A 16,084-nucleotide genomic window follows, 5' to 3' on the forward strand; every position below is an offset into this window, starting at 1 on the left:
ACGCGTGCCCGGCCGTGGGAGCGGGTGCCCGGTGATGGGTCGACCTTCATGGCCGGGGAGGCCAGGAATCAAGCCATGAACATGGAGATCCGAAAGGCTGACGGGCAGCCGCTGACGACCGCGGATCGCCAGCAGGCGATCACGGAATCGTTGCGGCAGATCGCGCGCATGTCGCGCTTCGTCGACCGCAAGAAGGGGATCCGATCCTACCAGACCGGCACCAAGAGCGATCCCTGGATTCCGATCCTGTTCGTGATCTGCTTCGTGCTGCCGACGCTGGTCGGGGCGGTTTATTTCGGGTTCGTTGCCTCGGACCGCTACGTGACGGAGGCGCGCTTCGCCATCCGGCAGGCGATCGGCGCGTCCGAGAAGTCGTCAGGCGGATCGGACGCCGGCAGCTCCGACGGTGCGGGGCAGATGATCTCGCAGGATCGGCTGATCACACGCGAATACATCCTGAGCCGACCGATGTTGGAGACGCTCGAGGCGCAGCTACCGCTACGCGCGTGGTTCAGCAGCGAAAGCATCGACTATTTCTCGCGGTTCGAAGCGGAAAAGCCGATCGAGAAATTTCTGCGCTACTGGCGACGTCGGGTCAGCGTGTCCAGCGAACCCTCTTCCGGGATCATGTCGGTCTCCGTCGAGGCCTTCGATCCCGATCAGTCCCTCGCCATCGCCCAGGCTGTCATGAAGGAAGCCGAGCGGATGGTGAATGATCTCACCGTGAAAGCGCGTGCGGACGCGGTTGCGGAAAGCATCCGGGAGTTGGCTCTTGCCGGCGAGCAGATGAGCAGGATCCGCCTCGCGATGCGGGATCTTCGGAACCGCCAGGGGGTGCTCGACGCGCACAAGGCCAACGACGTCAACCTCAAGATCATCGCTGAGCTGCGGGCGTCCCGCATCACCCTGTCCAGCCAGCTTGCGATCGGCCAGCGCGATCTCGGCCCGGATTCCAGGCGGATCTTGGACTTCAAGCAGCAGATCAAGGATCTCGACGACAACATCGCGCGGATCGAGCGGCAATCTGCTGGCTCGGATCCGGCGCAGAAGCAGCTCCTCTCCGACGCACTGATCCGTTTCGAGTCGCTGGAAAACGATCGCAAGAATGCCGAGAAGTACTATCAGCAGGTGCTGATGGCCTCCGAGCGCGCCCGCATCATCGCGGCGCGGCAGATCGAATTCTTCAGCCCGATCGTGGAGCCCGTGAGGGCCGAATCCGCCCTCGAGCCGCGGCGGATGCTGATGATTTCCTTGATTACCCTCGGTTCGGGAGTCCTTTTCGGTGCGGCGATGTTTGCCCGCAAGATGATGACCTGAGGCGGGGCTCCGACGGCGAACCTAGCGCTCAGCGGTCAGTGCCGACCGGTGCCCGCGATCCATCCGCCGCCGGGCCGACCGTGCCGCCGGTCCAGCCCTGCGCCCGCCAGCCTTCCGCGCGTTCGTCGAGGTCGATCGAGCCTGCCTGGTCGAGCAACGTCAGCACACGCTCGGCCCGGCTGTCGTCGGTCCGCACCGTTACCAGCGTGCCGCCGCGCCGGACGCCCTCGGCGTAGGTCTGGGCTTCCCCTTCGCTGAGCCCCGCACCGGTGAGGCCGCCGATTAGCCCGCCGGCCGCCGCGCCGACCCCGGCGCCCGTCACCGCGGCGACCAGCCAGCCCGAGGCGATCACAGGGCCGAGACCCGGGATTGCCAGGAGCCCGAGGCCGGCAAGCAGGCCCGCCCCGCCCCCCAGCACCGTGCCGACCGTCGCGCCGGTACCGGCGCCCTCCGCGGCCTCGGCCGGATGACGGGCGGCCCGGCCCGCCGGAGGCGCGGACGCGTCGGATCCAGGCCGATTCGCGACGATGCTGATATCGGCATGGGGAATGCCGGCGGCCTCAAGGTCGTCGACCACCTTGGCCGCGGCCTCGTACTCGTCGAACAGCGCGGTCAGGACGCGTACGGTCATAGCTGTCTCCCGAGGCCTGGGGCCTGCGCCCGCGTGCATGGCGACCACGCGCACCGGGACGCGCGCGTGCCGGCCGGGCGCGGTGCTGCTGCCGTTCGGTCAAGCGGCGGGGCCAGTCGCGGTTCCCTCCGGTGTCACGGCCCTTCTTAACGCGCCGCTAACCATCCGCCCGGCAGATCTTGCCGAGTGCGCGCGGGGAATGCCTTTCCGGCGGACGGCAACGGGTGGCGGTGATGGCGGAGACGGCGAGCGCGCCGGCACGGGTTGGAGCGGCCGCGGCGCTCGGGCAGTTCACGCTGCCCACGCGCGGCGACCTCCAGGCCCTGTCCAAGCGGTCGGACCTCCTGTTCGCCACCGGCGTCATGGGCATCCTAGCGGTGCTGATCTTCCCGCTGCCGGCGATCCTGCTCGACCTGCTGCTGGCGGTCTCGATCATCCTCTCCGTGCTGATCATGATGACCGGCCTGTCGATCGACAACCCGCTGGAATTCACCGTCTTCCCGACGCTGCTGCTCATCGCCACGATGCTGCGGCTCGCCCTCAACCTCGCCTCGACCCGCCTGATCCTCGGCCACGGTCACGAGGGCACCGCGGCGGCCGGCCACGTGATCGAGGCCTTCGGCCACTTCGTGATGGGCGGCAATTTCGTCATCGGGATCATCGTGTTCGCGATCCTGATCATCGTGAACTTCGTGGTCATCACCAAGGGCTCGGGCCGCATCGCCGAAGTCGCGGCCCGCTTCACCCTCGACGCCATGCCGGGCAAGCAGATGGCCATCGACGCCGACCTCTCGGCCGGGCTCATCGACGAGAAGGCCGCCAAGGCCCGTCGCGCGGCCCTGGAGGAGGAATCATCCTTCTTCGGCGCCATGGACGGCGCCTCGAAATTCGTCCGCGGCGACGCGGTGGCGGCCCTGCTGATCACCTTCATCAACGTGGTTGGCGGCATCATCATCGGCGTCGCCCAGCAGGGCCTGAGCTTCGGCGACGCCGCCAAGAGCTACACGCTGCTGACCATCGGCGACGGGCTGGCGAGCCAAGTGCCGGCGCTCATCGTCTCGACGGCCGCGGGCCTCCTGGTCTCGAAGGCCGGCGTGCGGGGTGCGGCCGACAAGGCGCTGGGCAAGCAGCTCGCGCATTATCCGAAGGCCCTCGGCATGTCGGCGGCCGTGATGCTGCTGATCGCGCTGCTGCCGGGCATGCCGATGCTGCCGTTCCTGCTGCTGGGCGGCGGGGCGGGCTACGCCGCTTGGCGCATCAACAGGAACGCCAAAAATGCCCCTCCCCTCGACGCCGAGGGCGTTCCGATGGACGCGACCGCAGTGGCCGCGGCGGCCGCAGCCAAGGAGGAGACGGTCTCCGACCTCCTGAAGCTCGACGACCTCAAGCTCGAGATGGGCTACGCGCTCCTCGCCCTGGTCAACGGCGAGGGTCAGGACCGGCTGACCGATCAGATCAAGGCCCTGCGCCGGCAACTCGCGGCGGAACTGGGTTTCGTGATGCCGTCCGTGCGCATCCTCGACAACGTCCAGCTCGACGCCAACAGCTACGTGGTTCGGGTCAAGGAGATCGAGGCCGGCACCGGCCGGATCTTTCCCGGCCAGTTCATGGCGATGGACCCGATGGGCGGTCAGGTCCAGCTGCCCGGCCAGCACATGCTCGAGCCGACCTTCGGCCTGCCGGCGACCTGGATCGACGCGGCACTCCGCGATCAGGCGCAGCTCAAGGGCTACACGGTGGTGGACGCCGCCACGGTCGTCTCGACGCATCTCACCGAGGTCATCAAGGCGCACGTTTCGGAACTCCTCAACCACGTCGAGGTCTCGAAGCTGCTGCGCGAGCTGCAAAAGGAGCACGCCGAGCTGCTCAAGGAGATCGTGCCCTCGCAGATCTCCACGACCGGCATCCAGCGGGTGCTGCAGTTCCTGCTGGCCGAGCGCGTCTCGATCCGCGATCTCGGGGCGATCGTGGAGGCGGTCGCGGAGGTCGCGGGCGGGGTGAAGAACCCGCGCGACGTGGTCGAGCATGTCCGCGCCCGCCTCGGACGGCAGATCTGCGCGCAGTATCAGGATCAGAACGGCACCCTGCCGATCATCACGTTGTCGCCGGCCTGGGAGCAGGCCTTCATGGAGTCGATCGTCGGCGAGCGCGAGGAGCGCTACCTCGCGATGCAGCCCTCGAAACTCAGCGAGTTCGTCAACGCCGTGCGCGACCGCTTCGAGTCGGCGGCCCGCCAGGGCGAGATGCCGGTGCTGGTCACCTCGGCTCAGACCCGACCGTTCGTGCGGTCGATCATCGAGCGCTTCCGCCGTGAGACGCCGGTGATGAGCCAGGCCGAGATCCATCCCCGGGCACGGCTGCGCACGGTGAACTCGATCTGAGCGCCACCGCAACACCTCGGGATGATCGAAGCGCGGACGGGTCCCTGCGGCTGCTCTTAGAACCTCAGCCTCTGCGCAGGAAGGACGGGCCGTCCTTTCGGGGCCGTGCAGCGGAGCCCGCAATCCAGACTCGCAGGCCAACCAAAATTAGGAGCGTCAGCCGCTCTGCCTTCCGAATTCGCCTGCAGCGCCCCGGAATGACGGGTCGTCGTTCGGTGCGGAGTCCGAACGCCAATGAACCCGTCGCCTCACACCGCCTTCTGCTTGAGCTCCCGCTCGAGCTCGTGCGCGTTGAGGCCCGGCACGATCACCGGCGGCTCCGGTACGGCGGAGGCCTTCGGACCGTGCGCGGCCGAGCCGATCGCGGCGGCCAGCCGCGAGCGCTCGAAGGCGATCACGACCGCCACCGAGACGAGGGCGGGGATCCAGAAATAGAAGATCCGGAAGATGATCACCGCCGCGATGATCGCGTCTTTCTGGGCCTCGTCGGTGATGTGCATCGCGGTGATGAACACGATCTCGAACACGCCGAGGCCGCCCGGAGCATGCGAGGCCAGCGCCACAGAGAACGAGGCGAGGAAGATCGCCAGGACCGGGATGAAGCCCGGATTCATCGCCTCCGGTAGGGCGAAGTAGATGATGCCGGCGGCGCCCAGCAGTTCCAGGGGCGCAGCCAGAAGCTGGCGGCCCATGATGCCCGGCCGGGGATACTCGAGCTTGAACGAGCGGATGTGCAGCGGGCGCAGCCGCATGATCGAGCCGATCACGTAAAGGCCGACGAAGGCCAGCATGCCGATGCCGACGATCAGCGCGGTCTTGGGATCGGTCAGGAACGCCGGAAGCCTGCCTTCGAGCCGGGTCAGCAGGTGCGGATCGACCACCAGCGTGAAGCCGCCGAGCAGGATCGTGCCGAGGAAGAAGGTGAACGAGCAGAGGGCCACGAGCACGGCCACCTGCGCGGCCGTCAATCCCTTGGCGGTGTAGGCCCGGTAGCGCACGAGGGCGCCGGAGAAGACCGAAGCGCCGATATTGTGCGAGAGCGCATAGGTGGTGAAGGAGCAGAGCGAGACGAACAGCCACGAGATGTGGCGGACGCCCAGGTGCAGGAGGGCGATGCGGTCGTACCAGGCGAGCGCCGCGTAGGCGACCAGGGTCGAGAACGCCGCGAGCAGGATCCGGTGCGGCGGGATCGCCAGGATTGCGGCCCAGATCGCAGACAGCGAGGTTGTCTTCAGTTCCTGATAGAGGAAATAGCCCGACACGACCACGGCCGCGAGGCCGATCAAAGGCCAGATGAACTCGCTGATCTTCTTCATGAACACCGACGCCCCGGGGGAGAGCCCCCTGATGCGCCGGCACGCGACGCGCTGCAAGCGGCCTGAATACCACCCCGATCCCCCTTGTCAGGCGATCGTGACGGTTTCGTGCCGCCAGGTGCTCGACCCGGCCGGTCCGGTCGCGGCGCGGCCGGGATCCCGGCGTCAGCCCCGGGCGCGGTTGAGGCCGATGCCGTCCATCGCGGCCTGATCCCGGGCCGATTCGGCGGCGCGCTCGGCGGTCCGCTCCCGGTCGTTCAGGATCTCGACCTTCTTCAGCTCCTCGAAGGCCTCGCCGAGCTCCGCCTTCGCCTCGGCGAGCTGGCCCTCCAGCGCCTGGGCCGACTGGAGCATGTTCTCCCGTCGGGTGGCCGCCGCTCTGGCGTAGGTCGGGTAGGCGAAGTGACCGACGTCGGTGATGCCGGCGCGCGCCTCCTCGACGGCGACCTCGCGGGCGAGCTCCACCGCCATCCGCTGGAAGTCGGCCATCATCATCTCGATTTGGGTCACACGCCGGCGCTTCTCGTCGACCTGGAAGCGGCGCAGGCGGATCAGCGTGTCACGCGATTTCATCAGGACGCTCACTCCACGCAACGCTTGAGCCCGCGCCTCGGATCATGCCCGGGCCGTGCCCCTAGGCTCCACCGACGATCTGGCCGAGCCGTGCGTAACCATCGCTGATGGACGTTGCTTCTTCCTTACCCTGCCCCAGAAAAGCCTCAAGCTGAGGCATGAGCGCCACGGCCTCGTCGACCTCCTGGGACGCGCCCGCCCGGTAGGCACCGAGCCGGATCAGCTCCTCCATGTCGGCATAGGTGGAGAGCACCCGCCGCGCCCGGCGGACCACCGGCAGGTAGGCCGGATCGCAGGAGCGGGGCATGGTCCGGGAGACGGAGCGCAGGACGTTGATCGCCGGGTAGCGGCCGCGCTCCGCGATGGCCCGCTCCATGACGATGTGGCCGTCGAGGATGCCGCGCACCGCGTCCGCCACCGGCTCGTTGTGGTCGTCGCCCTCGACCAGCACGGTGAACAGGGCCGAGATCGTGCCCTGCCCCACGCCCGGTCCCGCGCGCTCCAGCAGGCGCGGCAGCTCGGAGAACACGGTCGGCGTGTAGCCCTTGGCGGTCGGCGGTTCGCCGGCGGCGAGACCGATGTCGCGCTGGGCCATGGCGAAGCGCGTGATCGAATCGATCATGCACAGGACCTTCGCGCCCTGGTCGCGGAAATGCTCGGCGACTGACAGGGTCACGTAGGCGGCGTTGCGGCGCATCAGCGCCGGCTCGTCGGAGGTCGCCACCACGACCACCGAGCGGGCGAGCCCGGCGGCGCCGAGATCGTCCTGCAGGAATTCCTGGACCTCGCGCCCGCGCTCGCCCACGAGCCCGATCACCGCCACGTCGGCCGCCGTGTAGCGGGCGAGCATGGAGAGCAGCACCGACTTGCCGACGCCCGACCCCGCGAAGATCCCCATCCGCTGGCCGGCGCACATGGTCAGGAACGTGTTGATGCACCGGACGCCGAGATCGAGCGGGGCGCCGACCCGGGTGCGCGCATGGGCCGGCGGCGGATCGGCCCGGAGCGAATAGACGTCCTGCCCCTGCGGCAGGGGCCCGAGCCCGTCGACCGGACGGCCCAGCGCGTCGATCACCCGTCCCAGCCAGCCGGCGGACGGCCGGATCGCGCCCGCCGATTCGTCGCGCACGTAAGCCGGGCATCCGCGCCGCACACCTTCCAGGGACCCGAACGGCATGGCGAGCGCCCGGTCCCCCTGGAAGCCGATGATCTCGCAGGGTACCAGCCCGTGGCCGTTCGCGCCCTCGACATCGATCCGTCCGCCCAGCCGCATCGCCGCCACCGGGCCGGCGACTTCCACCAGCAGGCCGCGGATCGCAACAACGCGGCCGAACGTCTCGAGCACCTCGACGCGCTCCAGGGCCGCCTGCGCGGCGGCGAGGGACGAAATGAACCTTGCCGAATCCTGTGTCATCGGCCCCGCTCTCAACGCTTCGTTTACCGGCCTCCTTAACACTGCGCTTCACGGGCTCGTAGCGGCTCGATCCGGGGCTCGATGACAACCGAGCTCAACGAAAACGTGCGTTGTGTCCACAGGACCACAGCGCGGATCGAATCGTTACGGAGGAAGTACTTACGCCGGAGGTTGCAGGCGGCCTGGACGCAAGCGGATCGGAATCACGGACCGATGCGAGAGGGGAGGAACGCTGTTCCTCCTATCAAGCTCGCGGAAGTGCGAACAAGACGCTTGCGGTAGGGAATCAGGTTTTGTTAACGATTAATCCATAGCGTTCCACGTCAAGAGCGGCGGAGCGCCCGTCCACAGGCCGGTGGCGGGCGAGCGATAGGGACGTGTCTGCGCGCTGATGCGGCCGGCGGGGCTGGGGACCGACGATGCGGGTACTTTTGATCGAGGACGACAGCGCGACCGCGCAGAGCATCGAGCTGATGCTCAAGTCCGAGAACTTCAACACCTACACCACCGACCTCGGGGAAGAAGGTGTCGATCTCGGTAAGCTCTACGATTACGACATCATCCTCCTCGATCTGAATCTGCCCGACATGTCGGGTTACGAGGTGCTGCGCTCGCTGCGCGTCGCCAAGGTGAAGACGCCGATCCTGATCCTGTCCGGCATGGCCGGCATCGAGGACAAGGTGAAGGGCCTCGGCTTCGGCGCCGACGACTACCTGACCAAGCCGTTCCACAAGGACGAGCTGGTGGCGCGGATCCACGCCATCGTGCGCCGTTCGAAGGGTCACGCCCAGTCGGTGATCACCACCGGCGACCTGATCGTGAACCTCGACCAGAAGACCGTCGAGGTCGGCGGCGCCCGGGTGCACCTCACCGGCAAGGAGTACCAGATGCTGGAGCTCCTCTCCCTGCGGAAGGGCACGACGCTCACCAAGGAGATGTTCCTCAACCATCTCTATGGCGGCATGGACGAGCCCGAGCTGAAGATCATCGACGTGTTCATCTGCAAGCTGCGCAAGAAGCTCGCGAACGCCAGCCAGGGCAAGAACTACATCGAGACCGTCTGGGGCCGCGGCTACGTGCTGCGCGAGCCGATGGACAGCGAGGAGCGCATGGCGGTCTGATCCGCCACGAATTCCGGTTCTCATGAACCCCGTGCGGCCCGGCCGCGCGGGGTTCTTCGTTATGGGGTCGGTCCTGTGCGCAGTCCGGCTGTGGCGGACATGCAGCGTCACGATTGGCGCGCAACGCGCCCTGCCGCCTTATAGGCGGCCCGTACACAGAGCCTTTCGACAAGCGACCCCTCATTCCGGGACCGCGCGGCGGCGCCCGGAATCCAGACGCGCCTTCGGTCCGAGACCTGGCGCCGGCGACGGCTCCGGGTTCCGGGGCCGCCGCCGGCGCCCCGGAAGGACGGCACGGTCGTTCCGCATCGGTGGTGATCCGATGCGGGCGGTTCAGGCGTTCGGCACCTGAACCCTGACAGCCCGATGATCGGCCGCCTGACGCATACCCCTCACCGCACCCCGGTCGCCGAAAAGACCTGTGCCGCCGGAGCGATCACCACGTAGCCGCCGCAAGGCGCCGCCCGGCTGATCACCGCGCTGGCGACACCCCAGACATAGGCGCCACCGCGATCCTCCGCGACGACCGGTCCGCCGGAATCGCCGAAGCAGATTCGGGCGCCGTTCGCCCGGGCGATCGTCAGGCCGGTGCTGCTGGCCGCCACCGGAGTCAGCGTCGCGGTGCGCAGCCGCCCGACCATGCGTCCGGACAGACCGGCCCCGGCGATCCGCAGGCTCTTCGGGACCCGCTGCGGATCGGCGGCCAGCGGTACGGGGCGCCGACCCCTCACGGGTTCGGACAGGCGCAGCACCGCGAGATCGACGGAGAGATCCGAGAGGCTGACGCCGGAGGCATCGTTCGGCAGCATCTCACCGGGATCCGGGCTGTAGCGCGCCGCGACGCGCGCAGCGTAGACCGGCCGCGTCGGCTCGGTCCCGCGGAAGAACACCACCAGCGCGCCGAGGGGATCACCGTTCACGCAATGCGCCGCCGTGAGCACGAGATCGGGGGCGATCAGGACGCCCGAGCAGCGGGTGAGCTGCAGCGCCTCCTCGGGCCGGGTGATCGTACCGATGGCGACGGTGGCTTGCGCCAGCGCATCGCGGCCCGCGGGCGCGCCGCCGTCGATGGCCAGCGCCGGCCCGGCCAGCGCCGATCCGAGCGCCAGGGCCGATCCGGCGGCGGCGAGACATGGCCTGATGGTCCCGAAGATGCTCACGTGCTGGTCTCTCCCGGCGAACGGCCCCCAGCGTGACAGATGCGCCCCGCGAAGCGTGGCGCAAGCGGGCGCGAGGACGCGGAGACCGTCACGTCCGCGTCATCGGGGCCGATCCGGCGCTCAGCGCGCCACCGTCCAGGTGGTCGTGCCGTCCTTGTTGTCCTTCACGGCGACACCCAGCGCGGCCAGAGCGTCGCGCGCGCGGTCGGACGCGGCCCAGTCCTTGGCGGCCCGGGCCGCGCGACGCTCTGCGATCAGCGCTTCGACCGCCGCCACGTCGACTCCGGAAGCCGCAACCTGGGCCTGCTCGCGGTCGCTGCGCGTCCGCGTCAGGAAGCCGAGCAGGTTGGCGCCGGCCCGCAGGTCACCGGGCTGCGCCTCCGGCCCGCCGCTCAGGCGGTGCAGCTCGTTGATCGCCGCCGGCGTGTTGAGATCGTCGCAGAGCGCGTCGACGACCCCGGCAGGGACGTCGCCCGCGGCCGGCGCGTCGCCGGCCGCGTTGTACCAGCGATCGAGCACACGGCTCGATTCCTCCAGGCCCCGCAGGGTCCAGTCGATCGGCTGCCGGTACTGCGTCTTGAGCATGGTCAGCCGCACCACCTCGCCCGGCCAGTCCTTGAGCACGTCGCGGATGGTGATGAAGTTGCCGAGCGACTTCGACATCTTCTCGCCCTCCACCTGGAGGAAGCCGTTGTGCAGCCAGACATTGGCCATCACCGGCGTGCCGAAGCAGCAGCGGGACTGCGCAACCTCGTTCTCGTGGTGGGGGAAGATCAGGTCGATGCCGCCCGCGTGGATGTCGAAGGTGCGGCCCAGATGCTTGGCCGACATGGCCGAGCATTCGATGTGCCAGCCCGGGCGCCCGGGCGCCGCGATGCCGGCGGGCGACGGCCAGGACGGCTCGCCGGGCTTGGCGGGCTTCCACAGCACGAAGTCGAGGGGCGAGCGCTTGTAGGGCGCGACCTCGACACGGGCGCCGGCCTCCATCTCGTCCAGCGGCCGCTTGGACAGGCCGCCGTAATCCGGCATCGACGGCACGTCGAACAGGACATGGTCCTCCGCCACGTAGGCGTGGCCGGACCGCACCAGAGCGTCGATCATCACGACCATCTCGTTGATGTGGTCGGTGGCCCGGGGCTCGACGAAGCGGGGGCGCTCGCCGGCGACGTTGACGTCGCCGGGCATCAGCACGCCGAGGTCGCGCACGTCGGTGTGGAACTGCGCCAGCGTGCCGTCCGTGAGGTCGCGGATGGTGATGCCGCGCTCGGCCGCGCGGGCGTTGATCTTGTCGTCCACGTCCGTGACGTTGCGGGCGTAGGTCACGTGCGCCGGCCCGTAGAGGTGGCGCAGCAGCCGGAACAGCAGATCGAAGACGATGATCGGCCGGGCGTTGCCGATATGGGCCGCGTCGTAGACGGTCGGGCCGCAGGCATAGATCCGGACGTGGGCGGGATCGATCGGCGCGAAGGTCTCCTTGGCGCCGGTCAGCGTGTTGTAGAGCCGCAACATCGGCGCCATGAAACCCATCCCCCTCCCGGCGCCGCGGATGACGTCCGGCCACGCGCCGTGGCCGGAAACCGGCCCTGCCTTCAACGACCTGCTGGCCGCACGCGGCGAAGAACGGCCGAAACGTGGCACCGCCTCCGGTCCCGGCCCAGCATCCTGTTGCATTGCCGCGACGGCGCGGCCCGCCCGATGGGGCTAACCCAAAAGCGTGAGAAATTCGAGAAGGTCTTCGCGCCGCCCGGGTAAGGCTTCCTTAACCGCGCCGTCGGACCGTTCGGACAGCGATCCTCACGTTACAGATCCTGTGCCTAGGGACATTTCATGCGACGCTCGGCCGCCGGTTACTTCGTTCTCGCCACCACGCTTGCCTGCGCCGGCCTGACGCATGTCGCGATGGCCGGCACGGACGGTGAGACGCCCGCGAAGGCGCCGGCCCATGTCGAGAAGACCTTCCTGATCCCGTCGAGCGACGGCTACGGCGTCGGCGAGTGCCTGACGACACCGGGCAGCGACTGCGGACAGGTCGTGGCCAACGCGTGGTGCGAGGCGCAGGGCTACGCGGCCGCCAATTCCTACGGCGTCGCCGCAGCCGACGAGTATACCGGCGCCATCAGCCAGCCTGTCCCGACCCCATCCGAGCGCCCGATCCGCATCACCTGCCAAGACTGAACCTGCCAAGACTGAACCTGCCAAGACTGAACCTGCCAAGACTGACCCAGCCAGGACTGAGCGCACCCGGTGCGCCCTATTTCAGGGCGTCCGCGCATTTCGGCGCCGGCTCCGTGCCCCAGGGTGCAAGCGGCACCGCCGAGGTCGAGTTCTTCGGCGAGCCCTGAATGACCTTGTCCGAATAAACCATGTAGATCAGCGTGTTGCGTTTGACGTCGCAGCCGCGCACGATCTGCATCGACTTGAAGATAAGTGAGCGGCGCTCGCTGAACACCACCTCGCCCTGGTTGAGCTTGCCCTTGAAGGCGATCGGCCCGGTCTGGCGGCAGGCCAGCGAGATGTCCGAGACGTCCTCGGCAAGGCCCAGCGTGCCCTTGATCCCGCCCTTCTCGGGCTGGGTGTACCAGCAGGCCACCCCCGCAACCGCCGGATCGTCGACCCCGTAGACGACCAGCTTGTCGTTGGGCGTCAGCGGGCGCCAGACCGTCGACTTGTCGAAGATCCGGTCGGGCTCCTGCGCCGCCGCGGGCCCGGCCGCGGCCAGACCGACGGCCATCAGACCAACATAGGTGAGACTCTGAAACCACATCGCCGGCCAATTCCCCCTCAAGCTTGCCGACGGGATGTAGGAGGGGTGTCGTGGTCTTGCGAGGGGGCATAGAATGGCTCCGCTTCGGCCCCGAAGCGCGGATGCGCACACGCCCGGATCCCTTCGGAGCGCCGCGCACCCGATCAACGCGATGCTGCCAATGCCTCACCGTCCGATCGTCCGTTCGCTCGGCCGCCTCATCCTGAGCGCGGTCCTCGCCGTCGGGCTGTCCAGCACGCTCCTGCATCCCGCCAGCGCGCAGGAGGGCCCGGCTGCGGCGCCCGCTGCCGAGGTGAAGCCTGCGCCGCAGCTGCCGTCGCCCCAGTGCCGGCGCTACCGGGCCGAACTCGCCGCTGTCCAGAGCGGCGCCAGCACGACGCGCGCCCTCAACGACGAGATCGGCCGGCTCGAGGCCTATTTCCGCGGCCTCAACTGCGAGGGCGGGAAGTTCCTGTTCTTCGATACACGGCCGCCGCAATGCGGGGCCGTGGAGCAGCGCATCCGCGCGTTGAAGGCCACCTACGGCGGCGCGGTGCTGGACGACAGCGGGATCCGCCGGCGCGAGCTGCAGGGGCTCGTGGCCTCGACCTGCCCGGCGCGAGAGACCTATGCCGGCACCGGCGAGACCTACGCCCGGGGCGGCCCGCAGATGGTCTGCGTGCGGACCTGCGACGGCGGCTTCTTCCCGATGAAGAACCTGCCCGAGGGCCGCGGCGGCGCCGACGAGATGTGCCAAGCGCTGTGCCCCGGGACCGAGGCGCAGGCCTATTCCATGCCGTACGGCGACGAGGCCCTGAAGCACGCCGCCTCCGTGAAGGGCAGCCGCGCCTACGCGAGCCTCGCCAACGCCTTCAAGTTCCGCAAGGAATTCGTCCCGAACTGCTCCTGCAAGCCGGCGAACCAGACCTGGGCGCAATCCCTGGTCAAGGCCGAGAGCATGCTGGTCCGGCACAAGGGCGACATCTTCGTGACGCCGATGCAGGCCGAGGCGTTGTCCCGGCCGAAGGTCCGCCTGACCCTGGTCGGCCGGGCCGATAGGACGGCGGCGGAACTCGCCGCCGACGCCGCCGGTCGCGCCGGGGTCGACACGAGAGCCAGCCTGACACCGGACAATGCCGGGACGGGCGAGCTCGTGGCGGCGAAAATTGAGGCGGCCAAGACCGATCACGTTGCCGTGCGCATCATCGCGCCGGACGTCGTCGCGGTGCCACAGCGCCTCACGCCCTGAGGCCGCTCCCGCGGGTGCGCGGGGAACCAAATGGCGCGTCCCGGGTTCGGCTCGTCCTGAACCGACTTGGGACCACGATGCGCCTGCTCCGCCTGATCCTCCTGACCGGCACGGTGCTGCCGGGGCTCGCGCTCGTGCAGACCGTCGGCGCTTCGCCGGCCCGGATTCACCTGGCGCAGGGCGGACCGGAGGAGCGCGGTCCCCGCGGCGGCGGCGAGCCTCCGCATGGTGGTCCGCGCCCGGAGCGTCCGCCGCAGGAGCGCCCCGGCCCGCAGCCGGGCCCGCCGGCCGCGCGCGAGCGGCCCGAGCCGCGGCCGGAGCGTGCCGCACCGCCTCCGCCGCCCCGCGAACGCCCCGAACCGCCCGCCCAGCGCCAGCCGCAGGCTGAGCCACCCCAGCGCGAGCGCGCGCCCGAACGCCGCCCCGAACCCCCAGCCGCGCGTCCGCCGGCCCAGGAGCGGCCGGACCGTTCGCAGGAGCGCCAGCAGGACCGGCGGGACCGGCAGCCGGATCGTCCGGATCGGGATTCCCCGGAGCGTCCGGCGCCGGCGCGGCCCAGCTCCGAACGACAGCAGGCGCCGGAGCGGGATCAGGCTCCCGCACCCCAACCGCGACCCAGCCCCGAGCGGCCGCCGGTATCGCCGCAGCAGCGACCGGCACCGGATCGGGATCGCCCGGGTCCGGACGCCCAGCCGAACCGTCCTGCGCAACGCGATGCCGCTCCGGACCGGCCCGCGCCGGACCGCGGGCCGCCCGGCCAGCGCCTGGGTGGACCGCGGACGCCCAACGACCGCCCAGGGCCTCCCGACGCGGTACCGGGTGGCCCCGGCCGGCCGGTCCAGCGTCCGGATGCCCAGCCCGAGAACCGCCAGTTCGAGAATCGACAGCAGCCGAATGCCGGCCCCGGTGCCGAGCCCGGACGACCCGTGCCGCCCAACGTCGCGCCGGGCGTTCCGGGCCAGCCGGTCCAGCCCCGGAATACGCAGCCCGACGGGCGGCCGCAGGCCTCGCCGAACGGTGCCCCCGGCGCCGAGCCGGGGCGGCCGCTTCCGCCCAACATGGCGCCCGGAATCCCAGGTCGGCCATTCGTGCCGCCGGGTCAGGCGCCTGCTCCCGGTCAGGCTCCGCCGCCCGGCGGCGTGCAGCCGGGACAGCCGTCGGCGGGCGGCTCCGGCGGTCCCGGTGCCTTCAACCGGCCGGGCCAGCCGGGCTACGTCCCCGGCGGCTTCCGCCAGAACGACGCGGTGCGCGACTTCGAGCAGGTCCGCACCGACCGCCGCGAGTTCCGGGAGGACGGCCGCACCTATTACCGCGAGCCCGGCCGCATCATCGTGCAGGACCGCGACAGCTTCCTGATCCGCCACGACGAGAACGAGCGCTTCCGCGATCTCGACCCGCGCGGCTACCGGTTCGAGCGGCGGGGCGCCGATTTCTACAGCACGGTCGACCGGCCCGGCGGCGAGCAGATCATCACCGTGACGGACGACGACGGACGGATGCTGCGCCGCTATCGCCGCTACCGGGACGGCCGCGAGGTCGTGCTGATCGACAACAGCTATGCCGGGCCGCTCCGTCCGGTCTACGAGGACGTGGTGGTGCTGCCGCCCCCGGACATCCGGATCCCGCGGGAGCGCTACGTCGTCGATTACGCGCAGGCCGACGAGGCGGAGGTCTACGAGGCCCTGACCGCCCCGCCGGTCGTCGCCGTCGACCGGCGCTACACCCTCGACCAGATTCGCTACAGCCCCGACCTCCGGGCCCGTCTGCGCGCCGTCGACATCAACACCATCACCTTCGACACCGGCTCGTTCACCGTCACGCCGGACCAAGCGGCCAAGCTTTCGGTGATCGCCGCCGCGATGAACCGCGCCATTCAGGCCAACCCGCAGGAGGTCTTCCTGATCGAGGGCTTCACCGACGCGGTCGGCTCCGCCATCGACAACCTTTCGCTATCGGACCGCCGCGCGCAATCGGTGGCCACCGTGCTGACGCAGCAGTTCCGGGTGCCTCCGGAGAACCTGACCACGCAGGGCTACGGCGAGCAGTACCTCAAGGTGAACACACAGAACCCTTCCCGCGAGAACCGCCGCGTCGTGGTCCAGCGGATCACCCCATTGCTGCAGCAGGGTCAGGGTCAGGCAGTGCCGCCCCCGCCGCCGCGCTAAGTCGGTCGCCGCGC

Annotated in this window: 13 protein-coding genes; 6 read left to right on the top strand and 7 right to left on the bottom strand. The window is 69.6% G+C overall.

Annotation, left to right across the window (positions count from 1 at the left end; all coding sequences use genetic code 11):
* Positions 1 to 75: 75 nt before the first annotated feature.
* Positions 76 to 1,317 (top strand): capsule biosynthesis protein, encoded by a 1,242-nt coding sequence (locus tag JOE48_RS09790; protein ID WP_210035672.1) that lies wholly within the window; start codon positions 76 to 78, stop codon positions 1,315 to 1,317.
* 28 nt (positions 1,318 to 1,345) lie between these two features.
* On the opposite strand, the gene JOE48_RS09795 is transcribed toward JOE48_RS09790, so the two are convergent.
* Entirely contained in the window at positions 1,346 to 1,948 is a 603-nt protein-coding gene (locus tag JOE48_RS09795; RefSeq protein ID WP_210029463.1) for a hypothetical protein, read from the bottom strand.
* Between the two features lie 233 nt (positions 1,949 to 2,181).
* Here JOE48_RS09795 and flhA point away from each other — a divergent pair, with 233 nt between their 5' ends.
* Positions 2,182 to 4,329, top strand: coding sequence for a flagellar biosynthesis protein FlhA (gene flhA, locus JOE48_RS09800; RefSeq protein WP_210029465.1), 2,148 nt, complete (start codon positions 2,182 to 2,184; stop codon positions 4,327 to 4,329).
* A 248-nt stretch (positions 4,330 to 4,577) separates the two neighbouring features.
* Here flhA and JOE48_RS09805 read toward each other — a convergent pair whose 3' ends face one another.
* From JOE48_RS09805 to fliI, 3 genes are all read right to left on the bottom strand, one after another.
* Positions 4,578 to 5,645, bottom strand: coding sequence for a lysylphosphatidylglycerol synthase domain-containing protein (locus JOE48_RS09805; protein WP_210029467.1), 1,068 nt, complete (start codon positions 5,643 to 5,645; stop codon positions 4,578 to 4,580).
* 165 nt (positions 5,646 to 5,810) lie between these two features.
* Positions 5,811 to 6,218, bottom strand: coding sequence for a flagellar export protein FliJ (gene fliJ / locus JOE48_RS09810; protein ID WP_192708053.1), 408 nt, complete (start codon positions 6,216 to 6,218; stop codon positions 5,811 to 5,813).
* A gap of 61 nt (positions 6,219 to 6,279) precedes the next feature.
* Positions 6,280 to 7,632, bottom strand: coding sequence for a flagellar protein export ATPase FliI (gene fliI / locus JOE48_RS09815; RefSeq protein ID WP_210029469.1), 1,353 nt, complete (start codon positions 7,630 to 7,632; stop codon positions 6,280 to 6,282).
* Between the two features lie 419 nt (positions 7,633 to 8,051).
* On the opposite strand from fliI, the gene ctrA reads away from it, so the two are divergent.
* Positions 8,052 to 8,753 carry a response regulator transcription factor CtrA gene (ctrA, locus tag JOE48_RS09820; protein ID WP_210029471.1) on the top strand — a complete coding sequence of 234 codons (702 nt, stop codon included), beginning with the start codon at positions 8,052 to 8,054 and terminating at the stop codon, positions 8,751 to 8,753.
* Positions 8,754 to 9,145: 392 nt separating this feature from the next.
* Here the strand turns inward: ctrA and JOE48_RS09825 are convergent, their stop codons facing one another.
* Positions 9,146 to 9,913, bottom strand: coding sequence for a trypsin-like serine protease (locus tag JOE48_RS09825; RefSeq protein ID WP_210029473.1), 768 nt, complete (start codon positions 9,911 to 9,913; stop codon positions 9,146 to 9,148).
* Between the two features lie 120 nt (positions 9,914 to 10,033).
* Positions 10,034 to 11,431 (bottom strand): cysteine--tRNA ligase, encoded by a 1,398-nt coding sequence (gene cysS, locus JOE48_RS09830; protein ID WP_210029475.1) that lies wholly within the window; start codon positions 11,429 to 11,431, stop codon positions 10,034 to 10,036.
* A 309-nt stretch (positions 11,432 to 11,740) separates the two neighbouring features.
* Here cysS and JOE48_RS09835 point away from each other — a divergent pair, with 309 nt between their 5' ends.
* Positions 11,741 to 12,088, top strand: coding sequence for a hypothetical protein (locus JOE48_RS09835; RefSeq protein WP_210029476.1), 348 nt, complete (start codon positions 11,741 to 11,743; stop codon positions 12,086 to 12,088).
* A 76-nt stretch (positions 12,089 to 12,164) separates the two neighbouring features.
* On the opposite strand, the gene JOE48_RS09840 is transcribed toward JOE48_RS09835, so the two are convergent.
* Positions 12,165 to 12,677 carry a CreA family protein gene (locus tag JOE48_RS09840; RefSeq protein ID WP_210029477.1) on the bottom strand — a complete coding sequence of 171 codons (513 nt, stop codon included), beginning with the start codon at positions 12,675 to 12,677 and terminating at the stop codon, positions 12,165 to 12,167.
* Positions 12,678 to 12,837: 160 nt separating this feature from the next.
* Here JOE48_RS09840 and JOE48_RS09845 point away from each other — a divergent pair, with 160 nt between their 5' ends.
* Both JOE48_RS09845 and JOE48_RS09850 read left to right on the top strand, forming a co-directional pair.
* On the top strand, positions 12,838 to 13,905 hold the full coding sequence (locus JOE48_RS09845; RefSeq protein ID WP_210029478.1) for a DUF2865 domain-containing protein: 1,068 nt from the start codon (positions 12,838 to 12,840) through the stop codon (positions 13,903 to 13,905).
* A 77-nt stretch (positions 13,906 to 13,982) separates the two neighbouring features.
* Positions 13,983 to 16,070, top strand: a complete 2,088-nt coding sequence (locus JOE48_RS09850; protein ID WP_210029479.1) for an OmpA family protein — start codon at positions 13,983 to 13,985, stop codon at positions 16,068 to 16,070.
* Positions 16,071 to 16,084: the final 14 nt, after the last annotated feature.

The sequence above is a fragment of the Methylobacterium sp. PvR107 genome (assembly GCF_017833295.1).
Lineage (GTDB): Bacteria > Pseudomonadota > Alphaproteobacteria > Rhizobiales > Beijerinckiaceae > Methylobacterium.